Source organism: Saezia sanguinis (assembly GCF_003991585.1).
Taxonomy (GTDB): Bacteria; Pseudomonadota; Gammaproteobacteria; order Burkholderiales; family Burkholderiaceae_C; genus Saezia; species Saezia sanguinis.
The window spans coordinates 136,145-154,865 of record NZ_PQSP01000003.1; the positions used below are offsets into that span (position 1 = coordinate 136,145).

At 51.3% G+C, this 18,721-nt stretch carries 10 protein-coding genes and 2 tRNA genes; 4 read left to right on the top strand and 8 right to left on the bottom strand.

All coding sequences use genetic code 11. The annotated features are described in order from the left end of the window. Positions 1–174: 174 nt before the first annotated feature. The 4 genes from proX (CUZ56_RS07700) to proV form a co-directional block, all read right to left on the bottom strand. The gene (proX, locus tag CUZ56_RS07700; RefSeq protein ID WP_126979806.1) at positions 175–1,224 is read right to left on the bottom strand and encodes a glycine betaine/L-proline ABC transporter substrate-binding protein ProX; all 1,050 of its coding nucleotides are present in this window, start codon (positions 1,222–1,224) and stop codon (positions 175–177) included. Between the two features lie 247 nt (positions 1,225–1,471). Continuing rightward, the gene (gene proX / locus CUZ56_RS07705) at positions 1,472–2,473 is read right to left on the bottom strand and encodes a glycine betaine/L-proline ABC transporter substrate-binding protein ProX (protein WP_126979921.1); all 1,002 of its coding nucleotides are present in this window, start codon (positions 2,471–2,473) and stop codon (positions 1,472–1,474) included. Between the two features lie 159 nt (positions 2,474–2,632). Further along, entirely contained in the window at positions 2,633–3,898 is a 1,266-nt protein-coding gene (locus CUZ56_RS07710; protein WP_239442254.1) for an ABC transporter permease, read from the bottom strand. A gap of 33 nt (positions 3,899–3,931) precedes the next feature. Further along, on the bottom strand, positions 3,932–5,137 hold the full coding sequence (gene proV / locus CUZ56_RS07715) for a glycine betaine/L-proline ABC transporter ATP-binding protein ProV (RefSeq protein WP_126979807.1): 1,206 nt from the start codon (positions 5,135–5,137) through the stop codon (positions 3,932–3,934). Between the two features lie 550 nt (positions 5,138–5,687). Here proV and CUZ56_RS07720 point away from each other — a divergent pair. From CUZ56_RS07720 to bfr, 3 genes are all read left to right on the top strand, one after another. Beyond that, positions 5,688–5,763, top strand: a tRNA-His gene (locus tag CUZ56_RS07720). Positions 5,764–6,137: 374 nt separating this feature from the next. After that, positions 6,138–6,683, top strand: a complete 546-nt coding sequence (locus CUZ56_RS07725; RefSeq protein ID WP_126979808.1) for a hypothetical protein — start codon at positions 6,138–6,140, stop codon at positions 6,681–6,683. A 173-nt stretch (positions 6,684–6,856) separates the two neighbouring features. Continuing rightward, positions 6,857–7,339 carry a bacterioferritin gene (gene bfr, locus CUZ56_RS07730; protein ID WP_126979809.1) on the top strand — a complete coding sequence of 161 codons (483 nt, stop codon included), beginning with the start codon at positions 6,857–6,859 and terminating at the stop codon, positions 7,337–7,339. Positions 7,340–7,543: 204 nt separating this feature from the next. On the opposite strand, the gene CUZ56_RS07735 is transcribed toward bfr, so the two are convergent. Next, the gene (locus CUZ56_RS07735) at positions 7,544–7,864 is read right to left on the bottom strand and encodes a hypothetical protein (RefSeq protein ID WP_126979810.1); all 321 of its coding nucleotides are present in this window, start codon (positions 7,862–7,864) and stop codon (positions 7,544–7,546) included. Between the two features lie 590 nt (positions 7,865–8,454). On the opposite strand from CUZ56_RS07735, the gene CUZ56_RS07740 reads away from it, so the two are divergent. Next, a complete protein-coding gene (locus CUZ56_RS07740; RefSeq protein WP_126979811.1) occupies positions 8,455–9,000 on the top strand; it encodes a cysteine hydrolase family protein in 546 nt (181 codons plus the stop codon). A gap of 131 nt (positions 9,001–9,131) precedes the next feature. Here CUZ56_RS07740 and CUZ56_RS07745 read toward each other — a convergent pair whose 3' ends face one another. The 3 genes from CUZ56_RS07745 to lon all read right to left on the bottom strand — a co-directional run bounded on the left by CUZ56_RS07745 (position 9,132) and on the right by lon (position 18,515). Beyond that, complete coding sequence (locus CUZ56_RS07745; RefSeq protein WP_126979812.1) at positions 9,132–15,557, bottom strand: AAA domain-containing protein; 6,426 nt, start codon at positions 15,555–15,557, stop codon at positions 9,132–9,134. 373 nt (positions 15,558–15,930) lie between these two features. Then, positions 15,931–16,007 (bottom strand) — tRNA-Met (locus CUZ56_RS07750). Between the two features lie 66 nt (positions 16,008–16,073). Beyond that, positions 16,074–18,515 carry an endopeptidase La gene (gene lon / locus CUZ56_RS07755; RefSeq protein ID WP_126979813.1) on the bottom strand — a complete coding sequence of 814 codons (2,442 nt, stop codon included), beginning with the start codon at positions 18,513–18,515 and terminating at the stop codon, positions 16,074–16,076. Positions 18,516–18,721: the final 206 nt, after the last annotated feature.

Sequence of the window (18,721 nt, forward strand, 5' to 3'; positions counted from 1 at the left end):
TGTTCTTAATGATTGACATTGAAATATATTGTGACGGCATTGCACTGCATATTTTTATGCTGAAAAAATGCAACACCATTACAGCTTCGGATGATAACGTATCTTTCATGGCGATAAAAATAAAAAAGGGCTGTACAAAACAGCCCTTATATAAACATAAAATGCACAACGGTTCTATTGCGCCGCTTTTAATGCCTGCTCAATCCAGCCGTCAAATGTAGCCTGATGCGCCTTGATCCACGCATCGGCATGGCGCTCAATATCTGCGGGGCTGCTCTCCCCATCTCGCATTCTCAGGTTCTGCGCGTTGATATCACCAACGGGGATATGCATCACGGCAAACAGCTTGGCCGCAGCCGGGTTGGCCTGGGCAAACGCTTTGTTGGCAACAATATGCTGCGTGTTGACCGGGAAGCCGTAGTTCTTGCCATTGGGCAATGTCGCATCGGCATCAGGCTCACCGGGTAACGCGGTGAACGGCACCTCCAGCCACACCACGTCTTTACCGGGCACCAGCACATCACTCACCCAGTAAGGCGTCCAGGCAAAATATAAAACCGGCTTGCCCTCACGGTAGCGCGCAATGGTATCGGCAATCATGGCCGGGTAGCTGCCCATGTTATGGTTGACCGTATCACGCAGCTTATAAGCATCCATCTGGTACTCAATCGCCTGCTGGCAGCCCCAGCCCGGCGTGCAGCCGGTCAGATCGGCCTTACCGTCTCCATTGCTGTCAAACAGTTTGGCAATTTCAGGGTCCTGCAACTGCGCAATGCTGGTGATGTGGTATTTGTCTGCCGTGGCTTTATCAATCAGATAGCCCTGCAACGCATTGCCTGAATAAACACCTTCCAGATAGAGTGTGTTGTCTCCATCAACGCCCTTATAAAAATTGGAATGCAGCGGCTTCCAGTAAGTAGCCATAAAGGTGGCATCGCCATTGGCCAGAGCCTGAAAACTGATGTTGTATTCAGCTATTTTCATAGGCTGCACGGTATAGCCCAATTTTTCCAATGCCCGCATCACAATCAGCGCCTGGAATGTTTCTTCTGCTACAGAACTTTTAATCGGCTGCACGGTTACACCTTTGCCCGGCAAACTCTGCGCCTGCGCATAAGCACCTGTGCCAGACACAAGCAATGCCGCACCCAGCAGTGCACCGCACAACATATTGTACGGGCTCGTTTTGGAACAAAACTTAAAAAGGTGGGAGATAAAAGACATGAGGGTCTCCTTTCGTTGGTGGAAAGATGGCTCGGGCAGTCTTTTATGAAAAAAGATGGTGCCTGAACTGCGGCGTATCGCTTTTTATAATGGGGGCAAGCGATTTATTGCCGTCATGACAGTACCAGCAGGTACTTGGGGAACAGATGCAGCAGCCATCCTGGTGCTGCACCTTTATTACGCAATAAACTGCCGGTACTGCAATGTTTTTATAGACATTCGCTATACCGGCATATAGGTCGATCTGTTACTTGGCAGCGTTAGCAGCGTCTAACGCCTGCTTGATCCAGCCGTCAAAGGTGGACTGGTGCGCCTTGATCCAGGCATCTGCATGGCGTTCAATATCTGTCGGCTTGTTTTCACCGTCACGCATACGCAGGTTCTGCGCATTGATATCGCCGACCGGCAGTTGCATCACGGCAAACAGTTTGGCTGCAGCCGGGTTGGCCTGGGCAAACGCTTTATTGGCAACGATATGCTGTGTGTTCACCGGGAAGCCGTAGTTCTTGCCATTGGGCAACACCGTGTTGATGCCTTTCTGATCACCAGGCAGTGAGGTAAATGGCACTTCCAGCCAGACCACATCTTTCCCCGGCACCAGCACCCCGCTCACCCAGTAAGGCGTCCAGGTATAGTACAGAACGGGTTTGCCTTCGCGGTAGCGTGCAATGGTATCGGCCATCATGGCCGGGTAACTGCCCATGTTATGTACGACGGTTTTACGCAGATCATACGCGTCCATATGGTGCTCGATGGTTTCCTGGCAGCCCCAGCCCGGCGTGCAGCCGGTCAGATCGGCTTTGCCGTCACCATTGCTGTCAAACAGCTTGGCAATCTCAGGGTCTTTCAACTGTTCTATATTGGTAATGTGGTATTTGTCTGCCGTGGCCTTATCAATCAGATAGCCCTGCAAAGCGTTGTTGGAATATGTGCCTTCGCGATACAGCGTTTTGTTACCACCTACCGCATTGTAAAAATTGTCGTGCAGCGGTACCCATGCTGCGGCCATGAAAGTCGCATCACCATTGGCCAGTGCCTGATAACCGATGTTGTATTCGGCAATGCTAATGGGTTTGACGTCATAGCCCAGTTTTTCCAGTGCACGCATCACCAGAACAGTCTGGAAAGTTTCCTCGGCAATCGAGCTTTTGGTCGGTATTACCGTAACACCTTTGCCCGGCAAATCCTGCGCCAAAGCAGCGGTGCTGCCTAATGTAATACCCAATGCCGCAACGCTGGTCAAAAGCATTTTGCGTGCCGATTTAAAGAAAGACGCTTTCTTCGCATCAGGCTGATACAGCCTTGTCGTTGTTGTTTCATTCATCTGACGTTCCTTTCGTTTTATCCAGAATTCACAGACCAGGGCTTCTGTTAAATGCCATCGGCACCACCAAGCTCTGAATCCCTGTCATTTTGAAGTTGTTGTTTGAGAGGTAAACAAACGCATCACCAGCCCGACTGGTCCGGTCTGCCACCAGTGCCGTACCTGACGCTGGCGTTGCCCCATCGCCTGGGTCACGCGGTCCAGCACAATCGCCAGAATCACAATGCCCAAGCCACCAATGGAAGCCTTGCCCATATTCATGCTGCTCATGCCCTCATACACCATCTGCCCCAGACCGGCCACAGAAATCATTGACGCCACCACCACCATCGACATGGCCAGCATCAGCGACTGGTTGATACCTGCCATGATGGAAGGCAGTGCCAGCGGAATCTGCACCTTGCGCAGCAACTGCCAGCGCGAAGCACCATAGGCACGCGATGCCTCCACCAGGTCAGAGCGCACGTGACGGATGCCCAGATCTGTCATGCGCACCAAGGGCGGCAATGCAAAAATAATCGTCACAATGGCACCCGGCACATTACCAATACCAACCAGAGAAGCGATCGGAACCAGATAGACAAATGAAGGCGTGGTCTGCATGGCATCCAGAATCGGGCGCACAATGCGCTGCAAGCGGTTGCTGGATGCAATCATGATGCCTAACGGCAAACCGATGATCACACAAAACACCAGCGAGGTCAGTACCAGCGCCAGCGTCAACATGGATTGTTGCCAAACACCCAGCACCACCAGCACCAATAAAGAAACCAGCGCACCAATGGCCAGCCCGCCACCGGCCATCTGCCAGGCAAGCAGAACCAGAATGGCAATCATCAAGAGCACCGGTGTACCCTGAAACACATTGGAAACAAACGTCAGCGTATGATCAATCGGAATTCGCACCGCCTGGAAAAACGGGCGCCACTCATCCGAGAGCCAGCGCACTGCCTGGTTGATTCCAGTTTCCACCGGTGAATATAAAGAGCCATCCCACAACTGGCTTAAATGAAACCCGGAAGATGCCGCATCGGCAGCCGATGCAGGGTCTGCCGAACTCAGCCAGTCCGCCGAACCGGCATTGCTGCTGCCCGTATTCAACCATGCATCCGAGCCCGAAGGATCTGCCACAGGCGCATCGCTGCTCATGCTTCCCCAAGGGTCTGCTGCTGCGGCATCCCCACCTGCTTCACCTGACCCAGCAGGTGTATTGGCTGCATTTTGCGCTGCCTCTGCGCTGCCCGCATCAGAAGCATTGCCACTCATCGCTGCCCATGGATCATTGCTTACAGCCTCTGTACCGGGCACCTGCTCAATAGATTGATTCTCAATATTGTTGTTATCACCCATTAATTATTAACCTTTTCTTTTGAACACAGATCATCAGTTATTTGTTTTATCCAAAAACCTCAGCAGCGTCGTCTTGCTGATCGCACCAACATAGCGCCCGTTGTCATCCACAACCGGCACGGCGTGCGACGCCTGCGCCAAGCTGCCGTACAGATCACTGACCGGCTCTGCCGCATTGACAGGGGTCACGGCATCCGGCAAAAATGCATTGGACAAGCCCAACGATCCGGTATGCCCATCCAGTGCGGCCCGCAATGAATCGGCCGAAACCATGCCCAGATATTTGCGGCTGGGGCTCAGAACAACGCCATAGTCACGGTCTTCATCTTCCAGAATCTGCAGGGCAGGCCTGCACCCCCGGTGGGGCGATTCCGAAATAAGCTCTACCTGGGTTTTACGCGCAATGTCACCTGCCTTAAAGACCGCTGCGGCATCGACCCCCTGAATAAAACGGCGCACATAATTATCAGCAGGGTTACGCAAAATTTCTTCCGGAGTGCCTACCTGCACCACCTGCCCGTCTTTCATGATGGCAATGCGGTCACCTAAGCGCATGGACTCATCCAGATCGTGCGAAATAAATATGATCGTGCGCCGCTTCACCTGCTGCAAACGCAGCAGTTCGGTTTGCATCTCGGTACGGATAATCGGGTCCAGCGCAGAAAAAGCCTCATCCATCAACAAGATGGAAGGGTCTGCCGCCAATGCACGCGCCAACCCGACACGCTGCTGCATACCGCCAGAGAGTTCATCAGGATATTTGTCGCCCCAGCCGGTCAGCCCGACCTGATCCAGTGCCTCAGCCGCAGCCTTTAGCCGCGCCTTTTTGTCCACACCGGAAAGCTCCAGCCCAAATGCAGCATTGTCCAGCACCGTCATATGCGGCATCAGCGCAAATGACTGAAATACCATGCTGATATCTTTACGCCGCAATTCGCGCAGCCGTGCATCGCTAGCTTTGACAATGTTTTCGCCATTGACCAGAATACGGCCAGAAGTCGGTTTAATCAGCCGGTTCAACATACGGACCAGGGTTGACTTACCCGACCCCGACAACCCCATGATGACAAAAATCTCACCTTCATCAATGCTGAAATCGGCATCAAAAACACCAATCGACTGTCCGGTCTGCTCCAGAATTTCTTGTTTAGTTTTGCCCTGTTGAACCAACTCCATGGCTCTTTTAGGCTCTGCGCCAAAAACCTTGAATACATGGTCAAGCACGATTTGTTCAGCCATATGATTGTGCATGCTCCTGTGTTGCTGATTGATAGGAACACCCCCGAAAACACCGAAAACAAATTGCCAACGGCAACGACAGCCCCTCTGCGAAGCCTTTGTTCAGTATTCAATGCAATACCACGTTTATAAAACTGCCCTCAAAGACAGCATGCAAACCCCACCATTGCATCGGGAGTGCCAACGATTCAAAAGTCTGTATCCCCAGGCTCCGAAATGAAGCCCCTAAAGAATGGCAATACAGACAAGGCTAAAACGCGAGGACAAATACTTTGTCAGGGTATAAAAAACGGTGCATGTTGAAACACCACCCCAAAAATCTCAACGCTCAAGCCTTGAAGAAAAAAAGCATCATGCAGATGCCTTGTCTCTTTTTAATATATCTAATAATGATAAGAATGTCAAACGAACCGCATAAAAAAGCATATAGACATGATGGGAAACGGGTTAATTACTATCACCACACCTACCAGCACGGTGTTCAGGCAAACATCAAACAAAAAGGAAATAGACAAGCATAAATTGCATGTTATAATGATCGACTCTTCTGGTGGCTGTAGCTCAGTTGGTAGAGTCCAGGATTGTGATTCCTGTTGTCGTGGGTTCGAGCCCCATCAGCCACCCCAAAGAATTCAAAGGGTTAGCTCATATACAGCTAGCCCTTTTCTGTTTATATTCCCCGTGGGAATATGATCGCTTTCTGAGCCCATCAGAAACCGCATGACAAGCCCTCAAGAAGATCCCGCGTTCGTCAGCAGTTCTTGTACAAATTCCAGCCCTCGTGCCAAACCTGCTAAGCATGTTGCTCAGCCTTTTCGAAGGAAGGCCGTGGCTACCTGGTTTATACAGATCGTTGTGGTATTGCTGGCTACGCACAAATAGACTGATCTTCAGCTTTTCATCATTATTCATGTAATCACATGAAATAAATCAGGTAACAAAGTATTTATGTATAAACAAATATAATTGACTTATCTAAAGCAAATTGTTTGGGCGCTCTATGATCGAAAAAATATTCTTCAAATTTATGGGGCTTGTGATTATCATCCTAGCGCTGTGGAGCATAAAAGAAGGGTACGACAATACACATAAATACTACGCCCCACTGCAAGAACGGGCTGCGTATTTACTGGCACTCAATTGCCAACCCCAGCAATGTGTACAAACGGGGGAAATAGAATATCTTAAGACTGATGTTACTCTGTCCAAACTCCCCCCTCTCCGCCCTCGCATATATCTCTACCGATATACTTTTGAAGTTGATAACAGAAAATACCATTCCGATCTGAAAGTATTTAGTGAAAGGCATGGAACCAGATATATGCCCGCAGCCCGAATCACTTTGGGAAAGACATTCCCGGAAAAAATTCTTTACGATCCCCAAAACCCCAACATCAACCTACCAGAAGGCTATGCAAAAGTATTAGCTCAAATCCCCAATCCCTACAACCATGCGCCACTGCTGCCATATGGTTTTATGTTTTTTGGGCTCTTTTGGACATGGTACTTTGTTTTCGGAGAAGGGCGAAAAATCACAGAGAAATAATCAATCCGTTTTTTCATCCGCCATGCACACATCGGCCTCAGTTATGTGCCCTGTCCGGCATAAAAAGTGAATTACCTCACTATTTATTGCATCAAGCCCGATATAGGGTGAGAATGAATCTGTTTCTATGAGAAGTAACCCCAACCTTCCTTCAGATTGGAGAAAAAACACCTATGGAAACCAATCCCAAAGTCCTTGAACACCTGAACGCCCAAGTGAAATGCGAGTTGACTGCCGTAACGCAGTATTTTGTGCATTACCGCATGTACGATCATTGGGGATTAGATCGTTTAGCCAAAAAAGAGCGCGAAGTATCCATTGATGAAATGCATCACCTGGATAAGCTGATGAAGCGTATTTTCATGCTGGATGGACTGCCCAATCTGCAAGACCAGCACAAATTGCTCATTGGCGAAAACGTCAAAGAAGCTTTAGAGTGTGACCTTCAACTGGAATATGCTGCACAGGCGGCCTGCAAAACAGGCATGGATTATTGCGACAGTGTGCGGGACTATGTATCACGCGATTTGTTAAAAGATCTGCTCATTGATACAGAAGACCATATTGACCATCTGGAAACGCAGCTTGGTGTCATCGAAAAAGTCGGCATTGAAAACTATATCCAAAGCCAGACACCCCATTTAGACGAAAAGTAGCACCGCTGCCCTGCGGCGCCTTTGAAAGAACGATTTACCACCCTGCTTATCAGGTGGCCTGCCATGGCGCTACAGAAGGCATGACACCCCATCCGTCAATCCGGCCATGTACATCCGACCGGGTATACGGTGCCACACAGCATCTTCCACAAGCTCAGCAATCTGTGGAAGACGGCGCTTTTGTTTGAGACCAGGCTTCAGGGCTTATTGCATGCCGCAGGCATTACCGGCACTGGCCAGCTTCTGACCGTAATTATCGATATCACTTTGCGTAATACCGGAAGGTGGCGCTGAATTGCCACTGGTGTCGGCAATGAAAATACGCCAGTCTTTCTCGTTAAAATTCTTCACCAGCGTATCGGCAAAACAATTGCAGACGGTTGCATTGGCAGTCTTGCTGCAATAGCTGACAGCCAGTTGCCTCATCTGGGTCTTATTGGCAGGATCTGGCGCCTGCGCATTGGCCTGAACACCAAACAGGGTTAACGCCATCACAGCAGACAAAGATAAAAATTTGATACGCATTATGAATTGATCCTTCTTTATCACATCCAGCCAGACAGAATTATCTGGCCTCCTTCTTAACGTCAACTGGGGCTTAACATTGCATTTTATGAAAATGCATCATCTCCATTCTCAGTCCGCTACCTTTAAGATAGCCTTGTCGTTATAGACTCTTAGACGCCGCTATTGTTCACTTTTACAGCAAAAAAGTATAAAACGGATGCAAAATACCTGCAGATCATCAACTTATATGCACACTTCTGGGGCACTTTACCAGAGCCCGCCAACGGGATAACTTCTTGCCGACAACATGATGATTCTGTTATATATTTGCACACTTTTTCGAGTGCCCTTATAGATTTATCTCAAATATATGATATTTTTCTAAATAAAGTTATCATTAGGCTTGAAAATCAACACATCAGCATAAATAATACTAAAGGATGAGCAGCGCAACTTAAACTGGCTAAACAAGCCCGTCACCAGATAACGGCTTGGTAAAAACAAGGTTGAAGTTTCAGTTAACTGATCTTACAGATTTTCTGCTGGAGTTCATGTGACTCATCAAAATTGGAAACTGTCCAATCATTTAACAGTCTATGAGGTAAAACATGCAGGCACTATTGCTGATAGATATACAAAATGACTACTTTCCTGGCGGAAAAGTAAATCTGGGGGGCAGTGAAGCCGCAGGCGCCAAAGCGGGTAAGCTGCTCGCCACATTCAGAAAACGGGGCAAGCCTGTTTTCCATGTGCAGCACATCACCACCCGGGAAAGCACCAGTTTTTTCCTGCCAGGAACCGACGGCGTCCACATTCACCACAGTGTGCAACCGCTCCCAGACGAAAAGATCATCGTTAAACACCATGCCAGCGGTTTTCAGGATACTGACCTGCAGCAGGAGCTTGAATCCAAAGGCATTACAGAACTCGTCATTGCCGGCATGATGACACAAATGTGCGTGGATAAAACCGCCCGCGATGCTTTTGCCCTGGGGTTTCAGTGCACACTGGCACACGACGCGTGCGCCACGCGCGGCCAATCCGTCAACGGTAAAGAGCTGTCTGCACAGGAAGTGCAGGAAGCCTATCTGGCCGCACTGGATGGCATATACGCACACGTTCTGGATACCGATACCATTTGCAGCAAAGTATAAATCTTTGTTTACCCGGTGTCTGACAGCCGCCGCCATCATCCATCATGTACATGCTTGGATTGCAGTGGCTTTCTTTATTCTGAAAATACGTTTGTATTTATCAGCGCGCCCAACCGCTCAAAAATCACGGTTTAACCATCTTGCTTTGCACTGGCCTGCGGGGCAGACAGATCAGCCGCCCGCAGCGCCTGGTCAATGGCTGATTTGAGCCGCAGCCGCTCAGCCTGCCCGTTGAGATACCACAATTGCGACGAAATGCGGTGCATGTTCGGAATCACACGTTTTAATACCCCCGGGCGCCATATCTCTCTGGCTCTGGCATATTTCAGTAACGGATGCACAGGTGCATCGCACTCAATACCCAAAATAAACCGGCCTTTTTCCGAATCCTTAATCGCAAAATCCATCGCAAAAGCATCCCGGCCGGCCCCACGCTGATAATGTACATTCAACGATTGCAGATAGGCATCCACCTCGCGAATGAACGGATCGTCCACCACATGGTCATTCTTTTGTATGTCGATTCCCTCTCCAGGCATCATGGTCAGCCGGTTTAACAAGCCCTGCGCACTTTTGAGTTCCCCTGCCGTTAAGAGCCGGGCGTACTCCAGATACGCCTGCAGATAATCTCTGGGCGTTGCCGGAGCCCGCTGCGTGGTCAGCATGTCAGAAATATCTGCAATCGGCATGGATGTCACCATGATGACTTTACGCCGTGCTCTGGTCACAGCCACGTTCAACCGGCGCTCACCGCCATATTGCCCCAGCACACCAAAATTCCGGTAGAAAAATCCATCCTTGTTTTTACCAAACGTGGTTGAAAATATGATGATATCGCGCTCATCCCCCTGTACATTTTCAACGTTTTTCACGAAGATGGACATATCCTCGCCATTCTCCTTACGCTGATTTTCGCAGGCGTAAACATGGCGGAATGCATCATCTTCCTGCGCCCGTTTTTCCAGCAGGTCTTCTATCAGGCTGGCCTGTTTTTTATTGAACGTTGCAATACCCACCGAAGGACGCAATTCTCCTGCAGCCTGCCAGATGGCCGCCAGAATTTCAACCACCCGCTGTGCCTCATCCCTGTTTTGCTGTTCGTGGTACAGGCCGTTCACCTGAATCAACTCCACCGGCTTGACCTCAAGCACTTTTTCCGGCGGGTGGCTCACCGGAACACTGAGCCGGTTGCCATAAAAAGCCGCGTTGGAATATGCAATCAGTTCCCGATAGTCTGAACGGTAATGGATCTGCAGTGTCGTTTGGGGCAGCACGGAACGCGCCAGTTGCAACAGGTCCGGGCAATCCAGTATCTCGCGCCGGTTCCATTCATCCTGGGATACTCCCTGCCCGTCCTGCTCCATACGCACATAAGGAGAGTCTGAAAACGTCATATCTTCATCATCGGCTTCCACCTGGGCAGAGAAAAAGGATGACGGAGGCATCTGCTTTTCATCGCCGCTGATGATCACGCGCTTGCCACGAAATAATGTAGGCAAAGCATATTCAACCGGCATTTGAGACGCTTCATCGTAAACCACGGCGTCAAACAAACCGGCCTTCAGCGGCAGAACACGGCTCGCCACATCCGGGTTCATGAGCCATACCGGGCATAACTTCATCAACCCCAAAGGCTCACCCGTTTCAATAAACTCCCTCAGCCGTTTGGCCCTGGCGCCGCGCAAGCGGGTAATTTCCTCCCACGCCTGCGGCTGCGCAAGCTGCTTGACTGGCGCCTCCTGAAGCATCAGCCGGTTCAACTGGCGCATACGCTGATCCGCCTCGGAAAGCTGTTTGATTTGATGCAAGCGCTCTTCCCGCCCCAGCAGCAGTTCAGGATAATCCTGCTCAATCCGCTCTTTCCATGCAAGACGCGCTTCACAGTGCAATGCCAGTTCAAACGCACGGTTCAGGTTTGCCGCTGGCAATGCCTTGAGCTTTTCCCTCATGGGGCTTAACGCAGCAAACAGCTCCATCGCTCTGGTGCTCAGGTACGGAACCTCTAATCGAAAGTTCTGATATGCCCCCAAATGCACACACGCCATGCCAATTTGAGAAATTTCCGGCGGAAGTTTTTCATGACGCGCAATGGCATCCAGACAATGCTGGAACAACTGCCCGGAAAAATAAGGTTTCAGCGCTTCAAGTGCCTGTATGCGTTTGGTTTGCAAGCCATCGAAATAAATGGCGGTATCGTACGACAGCATCAGCTCCCGCAGATTTTTGGCTGGCTGTGTTTCTGAAATCACACGCCGGATTTCCTCCGGGTTGGGCGATTGGCTGATACGCAAACACCATTGCTGCACCTTATGCAACACGCCATACAACTGTGCAATGTAGTCGCCCAATGCAGGCCCGCTTTCATTGGCCGGAACCGGCTCATTGAGCACCAGACATATCTTTTGCACGGCCTGACGTACCGGGCGCCACTTTTCCTCCAACCGCAGCGCATCGCGCAACGCCCTGACCGCAGCAGCATCTTTCTGCTCTTCTCCAAACCCGGCTAGGACCTTGCGCACAGATGAACGGCATTGTAAAAATTTGTAGCTGAAAAATGCATACCACGGCGTTGGCTCTGCCAGCACACTGGCCTGTAATTCAATGGTATCGAGCAGATCATCGCTCATCTTCACGATATTCAGCGACAGCCGTTCGTGCCAGTCCTGGGCATTGCCTTGGCTGTGCTGAATCTGCAACTGATGCAATTGCTCGACCAATGCATTGCCTTCGCCTGTATGGTCGCTACCGGATAAAGACACAAAAAGCGGTTGCCAGCGCTTCAAATACAGCAAGTCATCTTCATCCAGCTTTAACAAATCCTGACGGTACAATTTGATCCACTGGCTATACGCTTGGGCAGGCGCAACCAGTTTGGCAACCGGGTCGCGGTTACGCGCCAGAGCATCGCAGAAAACACCATCCGCATCTTTTAAAGCGGCAAAACGCTCGGTGAACTGGCCGATAACAACCGGATCATTTGGGAAAATCTGCAACCCGGCCAATGGGCTATTTTCATAATACGCCGGCAGCCAGTGCTTGAGCACAGGCTGCATTTCTGCAATGAGGTTGACCAGTTGCTGGGGATTAAGTTCACTCAAACACACTCTTGCAACAGGTAACTCAACCGGCTTTTCATCTTTTTGAAGCGCGATCAGCTCCACCATCAATTGCCGGTAACTGAGCCCTGTCTGAGGATCCGTCATCTGCAACGCTTCGTTGTAACGGTCCAGTTGCCCTTCCAGGCTTTCGATCTCAGCGGCAACCTGTTGCCGTGTTCTATACGGAAATTTTTTCGCCGGCTTACGTAAACCTTCAATCTGCTCGCGCACCCCGCGGATCACCATATCACGGTCAGCGAAAGTATCATGAATCATGACACAGCGCGTCCCCAGTCCTTCAGCAACAAGCCGTTTATGCACAACCTCCAGTGCCGCTTTTTTCTGGCACACAATCAGCAATGTTTTTCCGCAGCCTATGGCGTCTGCCACCATGTTGACAATGGTCTGGCTTTTCCCGGTCCCTGGCGGGCCTTCAATGGAAAGCCCTTCCCCTGACCTGGCTGCATCAATGGCATCTTCCTGCGAAGGGTCGCTCTGAACGGTCAAAAACCGCTGCTCCTCTGGGCGCCGCGTTGTTGGCCCGATGTGCTCCTGTGCCTGCGCCTCATTCAAACGCAGCAACGTTGCCAGCCCGGTGCCGTGAAGCGGCATATGCTTTAGTTGGCGCAGTTCCTCGCCGATAGCCTGCCCTATGAAATTAACATGGAAAAAAACCGCTGCGCATGCCAGTTTGGCCTGCCCTGGCTGAATATCAAAACTCACCGGAATCGGTTGTATCCCCTCATAAGGCAACACCTGCGCCAGTGTGCTTAAGCGGTTTATCACATCGGTATGTTGCAGCAAAGGTTCTGTCAGAAGCGCTTCCATCGTCTGCACCCAGCGCTGGAACTCGGCTTTGCCCAGAATATTTTCCAATGCCGGATTGATACGCACTTCCTCGCGGTCATGGTCAAATGAAACACGGTATTTGCTGCGCTCTCCCACATCCTGAACCAGCTTGATCGGCCAAAGCAGCAAAGGCGCAATGCGCGGCAGGCGGTAACTGAGCCTGTCCTGAAACAACAGAAACGGAAACCCCATGTACAAGCCATCAATTCCCGTATCGCGCTTGTAGAGATCGGACTGGCGGCTCAGGTTGCTGATACGCGACTTTACAAAAGAATCATCTGGAATGGCGGCCGGATCGATTGCCAGCAGATTCTGCTTTCTGCTCAAAATATGGTCCGCAACCATCCGGCTGGTGATACGTGCCGTTCCCAAATCCGTCAGGTCTACCCTGGGCGTATAACGCCCGATACGCATGCGTACAAGCGGTCCCATCAGGGCTGATACCGTCACCTTTTTCTCAAAAAACTCCAGTATCCTGGTAAGGTAGGCACGTTTCCCGGGCAGAACCCAGTGTGCCTGCGGCACAGACAACAGCACCAGCAACTGCGTCAGCGGCAGGCGTCTTTCCAGCCGGTACTGCCCCATCCACTGGTCCATCTCGGGCTGGCCGGTCACTGCAAGCCCTTCAGTGCGCCCATTGAGTTCATGATAAAGTTTCTGGCGCGGCTGCTGCAGGTAAAGATGCGCCTGTGCTTTGTCAAACGGCTCCAGTTGAACCGTGCGGGCAAGCCCGGCGGCTGCATCAACCACCTCCTGCACGGAGGCGAACTGGTCAACAGATGCCGAAAGCAAAATGATCAAATCATCGTTGCTGGGGTTTTGATGTTCAAGTAACGACAAAACACCGGCATGATTACGCGCATCAGGATAAAGCAAGCGGCGCTCCTGTGCCGCAGCTACCAGTTGGGCATGCGTTGTATACAGCAGATAAACCCTCAGGGCATCCTCCTGCATCTGCACATGCAGGTGATGTGCTTGCTGGCGCACTCTCCTTGCGCGTTCATGCAAGCGCCCCAGCCAGTGCCCGGCTTTGATCTGCTCCAGCATCTCCACAACCGGCCCGCTGATCAGCTCATACCCCTGAACAGGATACCTCAAAAGCCAGGCCGGCGATATGATCTCTCCAGCCAGAACCAGTGGCATTTGCGAATTCAGCAGCAGCAGCGCCAGCATCAGCCTGAAATCACTGTTCAAATGCGGGTGCGTGCAAATCTGTTTTAACAGACTGCACTGCTTTTCCATTCCCTCTATGCCTGCCAGCCATTCAGGGATGGTTTCTTCAAGCATCAATCTGGCCTGCTGCCAGTTATCCTTTTCAGCAGCAGCCAAAGCCCATAACGCCGGCTGATGATAATGCCTGCCTGCCAGTTCTATCGGCTCCTCAGCACTGAACGTATTCTGGCCATCCAATTTTGAAGGAAGCGGAACCTCTTCACCTTGCAGCCATGTCTGAACCTGCGGCCATTGCCAGCGCTCCTGGTGTTTACGCGCCAGCAGCCCGGCCAACAAACGGCGCAATGATGCATCAAGGTTCTCTGGAATTTCAACGCCATTGGTCATGACATGAATGAAGAAAGACGCTTCATCCATCTTGTCAAAGCAGGCACCATGCGTCAGTTGCTCCAACAAAATCATGCCAAGGCTCCACCAGTCTGAAGCAGTGCACACGGCCCCGGCAATGGTCTCCGGCGCAGAATAGCGTGTGATATCCAGCGTGGAAACAATTTCCAGATCATAGTCAGAAAGGCTGGCGGAACCAAAACTGCTGATCACCAGATCCAGCGGACTTTTACTTCTGATCAGCAGCGCCGAGGGCCTTAACCCGCGATGACGCAACCCGGCTTCCGAGAGCGCATCCAGCGCCTCACCCACTTCTCTGACAATGGATTGAACCATGCGTATATCACTGAGCATGGTTCCCAGATCAGACAGCGTTTCGCCGGTAAGTGCCTCCATGACCTGATACGGCTGGTCCTGAAAACGCCCGGTGGCAAAAAGCTTAGGCACATGACGGCGTGAAAGCCGGCGCAATACTTCATAAACATCGGCATCCGGTTCTGCACCGGGTTTCCATAAAGTCAGAACGCCATCACGGTCATCATCGTGCCTGGCCCAATAGCGCGTATGAGAACCTTCCGTTGCACTCAGCAGGCTGATTAAATGCCAGCCGTCAATACAGGTTTCCTGCGGTAAACCAGCGTCAACCGCCTGTGATGGTGGCACATGGTCCTGCGCATTGATGGGGTGCGGGTAGGCGTCATGGCTGCTTGCGGTTGCCTCCGGGCTTGCCAAAGACACGCCGGACGCAACATCGCTGGCAAACACCGGCACAGTTTCCGTGTGAATGCGGGCATCCAGTGCAGATGCGTTGTTTATTGTGTTTTCCTGAGCATCTTCTTGTTGCCCTTGTTGTCGCTCAGGTATATGCAAACTTTGAGGCTGATCCACCTGATCTGCCGTGACGACAGGTACTGGCGGCCTCCACCCGGATTCATGAATTGCCTCTTCTGACAGGTTAAACCAGCACGGCACACCGTTGACCTGGCCCTCGCAGACAATTTCTCTGATAGCACGCTCCGTATGACATTTTGGACAAAACCGCATCATCATTTTTCTTCACCCTGATACACGGTTTATCAAATATATGTATACAAAACCCGCCATCCATACACCATTTCATTTATCGGTCATCAGCAATACATTTGCATCTTTTGAACTGCAACATCTCCCGTCATGAACCAGGCAATATGTCAGCATTGCAGCCATTTATCCTCGCTCCATTCTGCTCTGTTACCTCACAGAATACGATCAAGCGCCAGAAATTATCGCATTATTTGATAGCGCAAATGAAATTCTGTATCCTTGACTTGCAAAGGCCTGGGAGAATCACAGGCTTTAGCCGGAGAAACGGCATTGCCCAAAACAAAAAATCCAACAAAGCCTTCAGTTTTAGACCTTATTGGATCGATATAGATATCTGAATTGGTTGCGGGGGCCGGATTTGAACCAACGACCTTCGGGTTATGAGCCCGACGAGCTACCAGACTGCTCCACCCCGCGTCCGAATTTGGAATTCTAACATAAAACAAGCCTCCTTTGCAAGAAGGCTTGTGCATTATTATTCAATCAATGCTTGATTGCTGCGCCCACCATCGGGCCGGAACGTGTTTCATCCCCTGTTTTGGCAGCAACTGCCGGCGGAACAACGACCGGTTCATCAGACAATGGTTCGGGCATGCGTTCCAGCGCAATTTCAAGCACCCTGTCAATCCAGCGTACCGGAATGATCTCCAGATGGTTTTTGACGTTTTCCGGAATTTCCTGCAAATCTTTCACATTCTCTTCCGGGATCAGCACGGTCTTGATATCGCCACGGTGTGCCGCCAGCAGCTTTTCTTTCAAGCCACCAATGGCCGTCACCTCTCCGCGCAACGTGATTTCACCGGTCATCGCCACATTGGCGCGCACCGGAATACCGGTCAGCGCTGAAACCAGCGCGGTTGTCATCGCCGCCCCGGCACTCGGGCCGTCTTTCGGGGTTGCGCCGTCAGGCACGTGCAGGTGAATATCACGTTTTTCAAACAGCTCATCGGCAATGCCCAGCCGGTGGGCCCTGCTGCGTACCACCGTACGTGCAGCCTCCATCGACTCTTTCATCACATCGCCCAAAGAACCGGTGCGAATGATGTTGCCCTTGCCTGGCATCACGGCAGCTTCAATGGTCAGCAGATCGCCGCCCACTTCCGTCCATGCCAGCCCGACCACCTGTCCGACCTGGTTCTGCTTTTCAGCATGCCCGTAGTCGAACTTGCGCACACCCAGGAAGTCGTTCAGGTTCTCTTCCCTGACTTCGACTTTGTCTTTATAAGTGCCTAACTGCACACCTTTGACAACCTTGCGGCAGATTTTTGAAATCTCACGCTCAAGCGCACGCACACCGGCTTCACGTGTGTAGTACCGGATAATGCCCAGAATCGCCGATTCGGTCACCTCCAGTTCATTCTCTTTCAGCCCGTTGAGCTTCATCTGCTTAGGCAGCAGATAGCGTTGCGCAATGTGGTTTTTCTCATCTTCGGTATAACCCGCCAGACGGATCACTTCCATACGGTCCAGCAATGCCGGCGGAATATTCATCGAATTGGATGTTGCGACAAACATCACATCCGAAAGATCGAAATCAACCTCTGCATAATGATCGGCAAACGTATGGTTCTGTTCCGGGTCCAGCACCTCCAGCAAAGCAGAAGACGGATCGCCCCGGAAGTCCATACCCATTTTGTCGATTTCATCGAGCAGGAATAACGGATTACGTGTTCCGATCTTGGTCAGGTTCTGCAAAATCTTACCTGGCATCGCACCAATATAGGTACGGCGATGCCCGCGGATTTCCGCCTCATCACGCACGCCACCCAAGGCCATGCGCACATATTTACGGCCGGTGGCACGCGCAACCGACTGCCCCAGCGAAGTTTTCCCCACGCCGGGAGGCCCCACCAGACACAGAATCGGCGCCTTGACCTTATCAACGCGTTTCTGCACGGCCAGATACTCCAGGATACGGTCTTTGACTCGCTCCAGGCCGTAGTGGTCTTCATTGAGCACTTTTTCAGCCTCTGCCAGATCCTGCTTGATTTTGGTCTTTTTGCTCCATGGCAACTGCACCAGCGTATCAATGTAGTTGCGCGTCACAGTGGCTTCAGCCGACATCGGGGACATCAGCTTGAGCTTTTTCAGTTCGGACTCCACTTTTTTCAGAGCCAGCTTGGGCATGCGCGCAGCTTTGATCTTCTTTTCCAGATCTTCAATGTCTGCGCCGTCTTCGCCTTCGCCCAGTTCTTTCTGGATCGCCTTGACCTGCTCATTGAGGTAATACTCGCGCTGGCTTTTCTCCATCTGGCGTTTCACGCGCCCGCGGATCTTCTTCTCCACATTCAGGATATCCACTTCGCGTTCCAACTGGCCATACAGGTTTTCCAGCCGCTGCTGAACACTGGCCAGTTCCAGCACTTCCTGCTTTTGCTCCAGTTTGAGCGGCAGGTGTGCGGCAATGGTATCTGCCAGCCGGCCGGCATCGTCAATGCCTGAAACCGAGGCCAGAATTTCGGCCGGAATTTTTTTATTCAGCTTCACATACTGATCAAACTGCGACACCACGGCACGGCGCAATGCCTCAATTTCAGAAGTACTCTCGTTGTTGTTGACCAGCGGCTGTACAGTCGCAATAAACAACTCATCCTCTTCCGTGACCGACTGCACATGCGCACGCTTGCTGCCCTCGACCAGCACCTTGACGGTTCCGTCTGGGAGCTTGAGCATCTGCAGAATGGTGGCAATACAGCCCACATCAAACAGATCATCCGGCTTGGGCTCGTCCTGCCCGGCGGTTTTTTGTGCCACCAGCATGATCTGATGATCATCCCCAGCCATAGCCGCTTCAAGTGCCTTGATAGACTTGGGGCGCCCTACAAACAGCGGAATCACCATGTGCGGAAAAACCACCACATCGCGCAAAGGCAGCAATGGCAGTTTTGCAAATTCAGAAATCTTTTCTTCGGGATGACCGGACATAAATCCACCCTTATTTATACATATCAAATACCAGACTGGCCAACCAGCGGCCAAGTGTCTGATTTACTTAGCTGCGTAACACACCTGTACCCCTTGCGGAAAAACTCCCCCGCCTCAACCAGACAGTTCCCCCAGGGCACAACGTGCTTTCACCGCACAATCAGTTACAGAAATGGGGCTGTCTGAACAGAAATCAACCCCTGCGG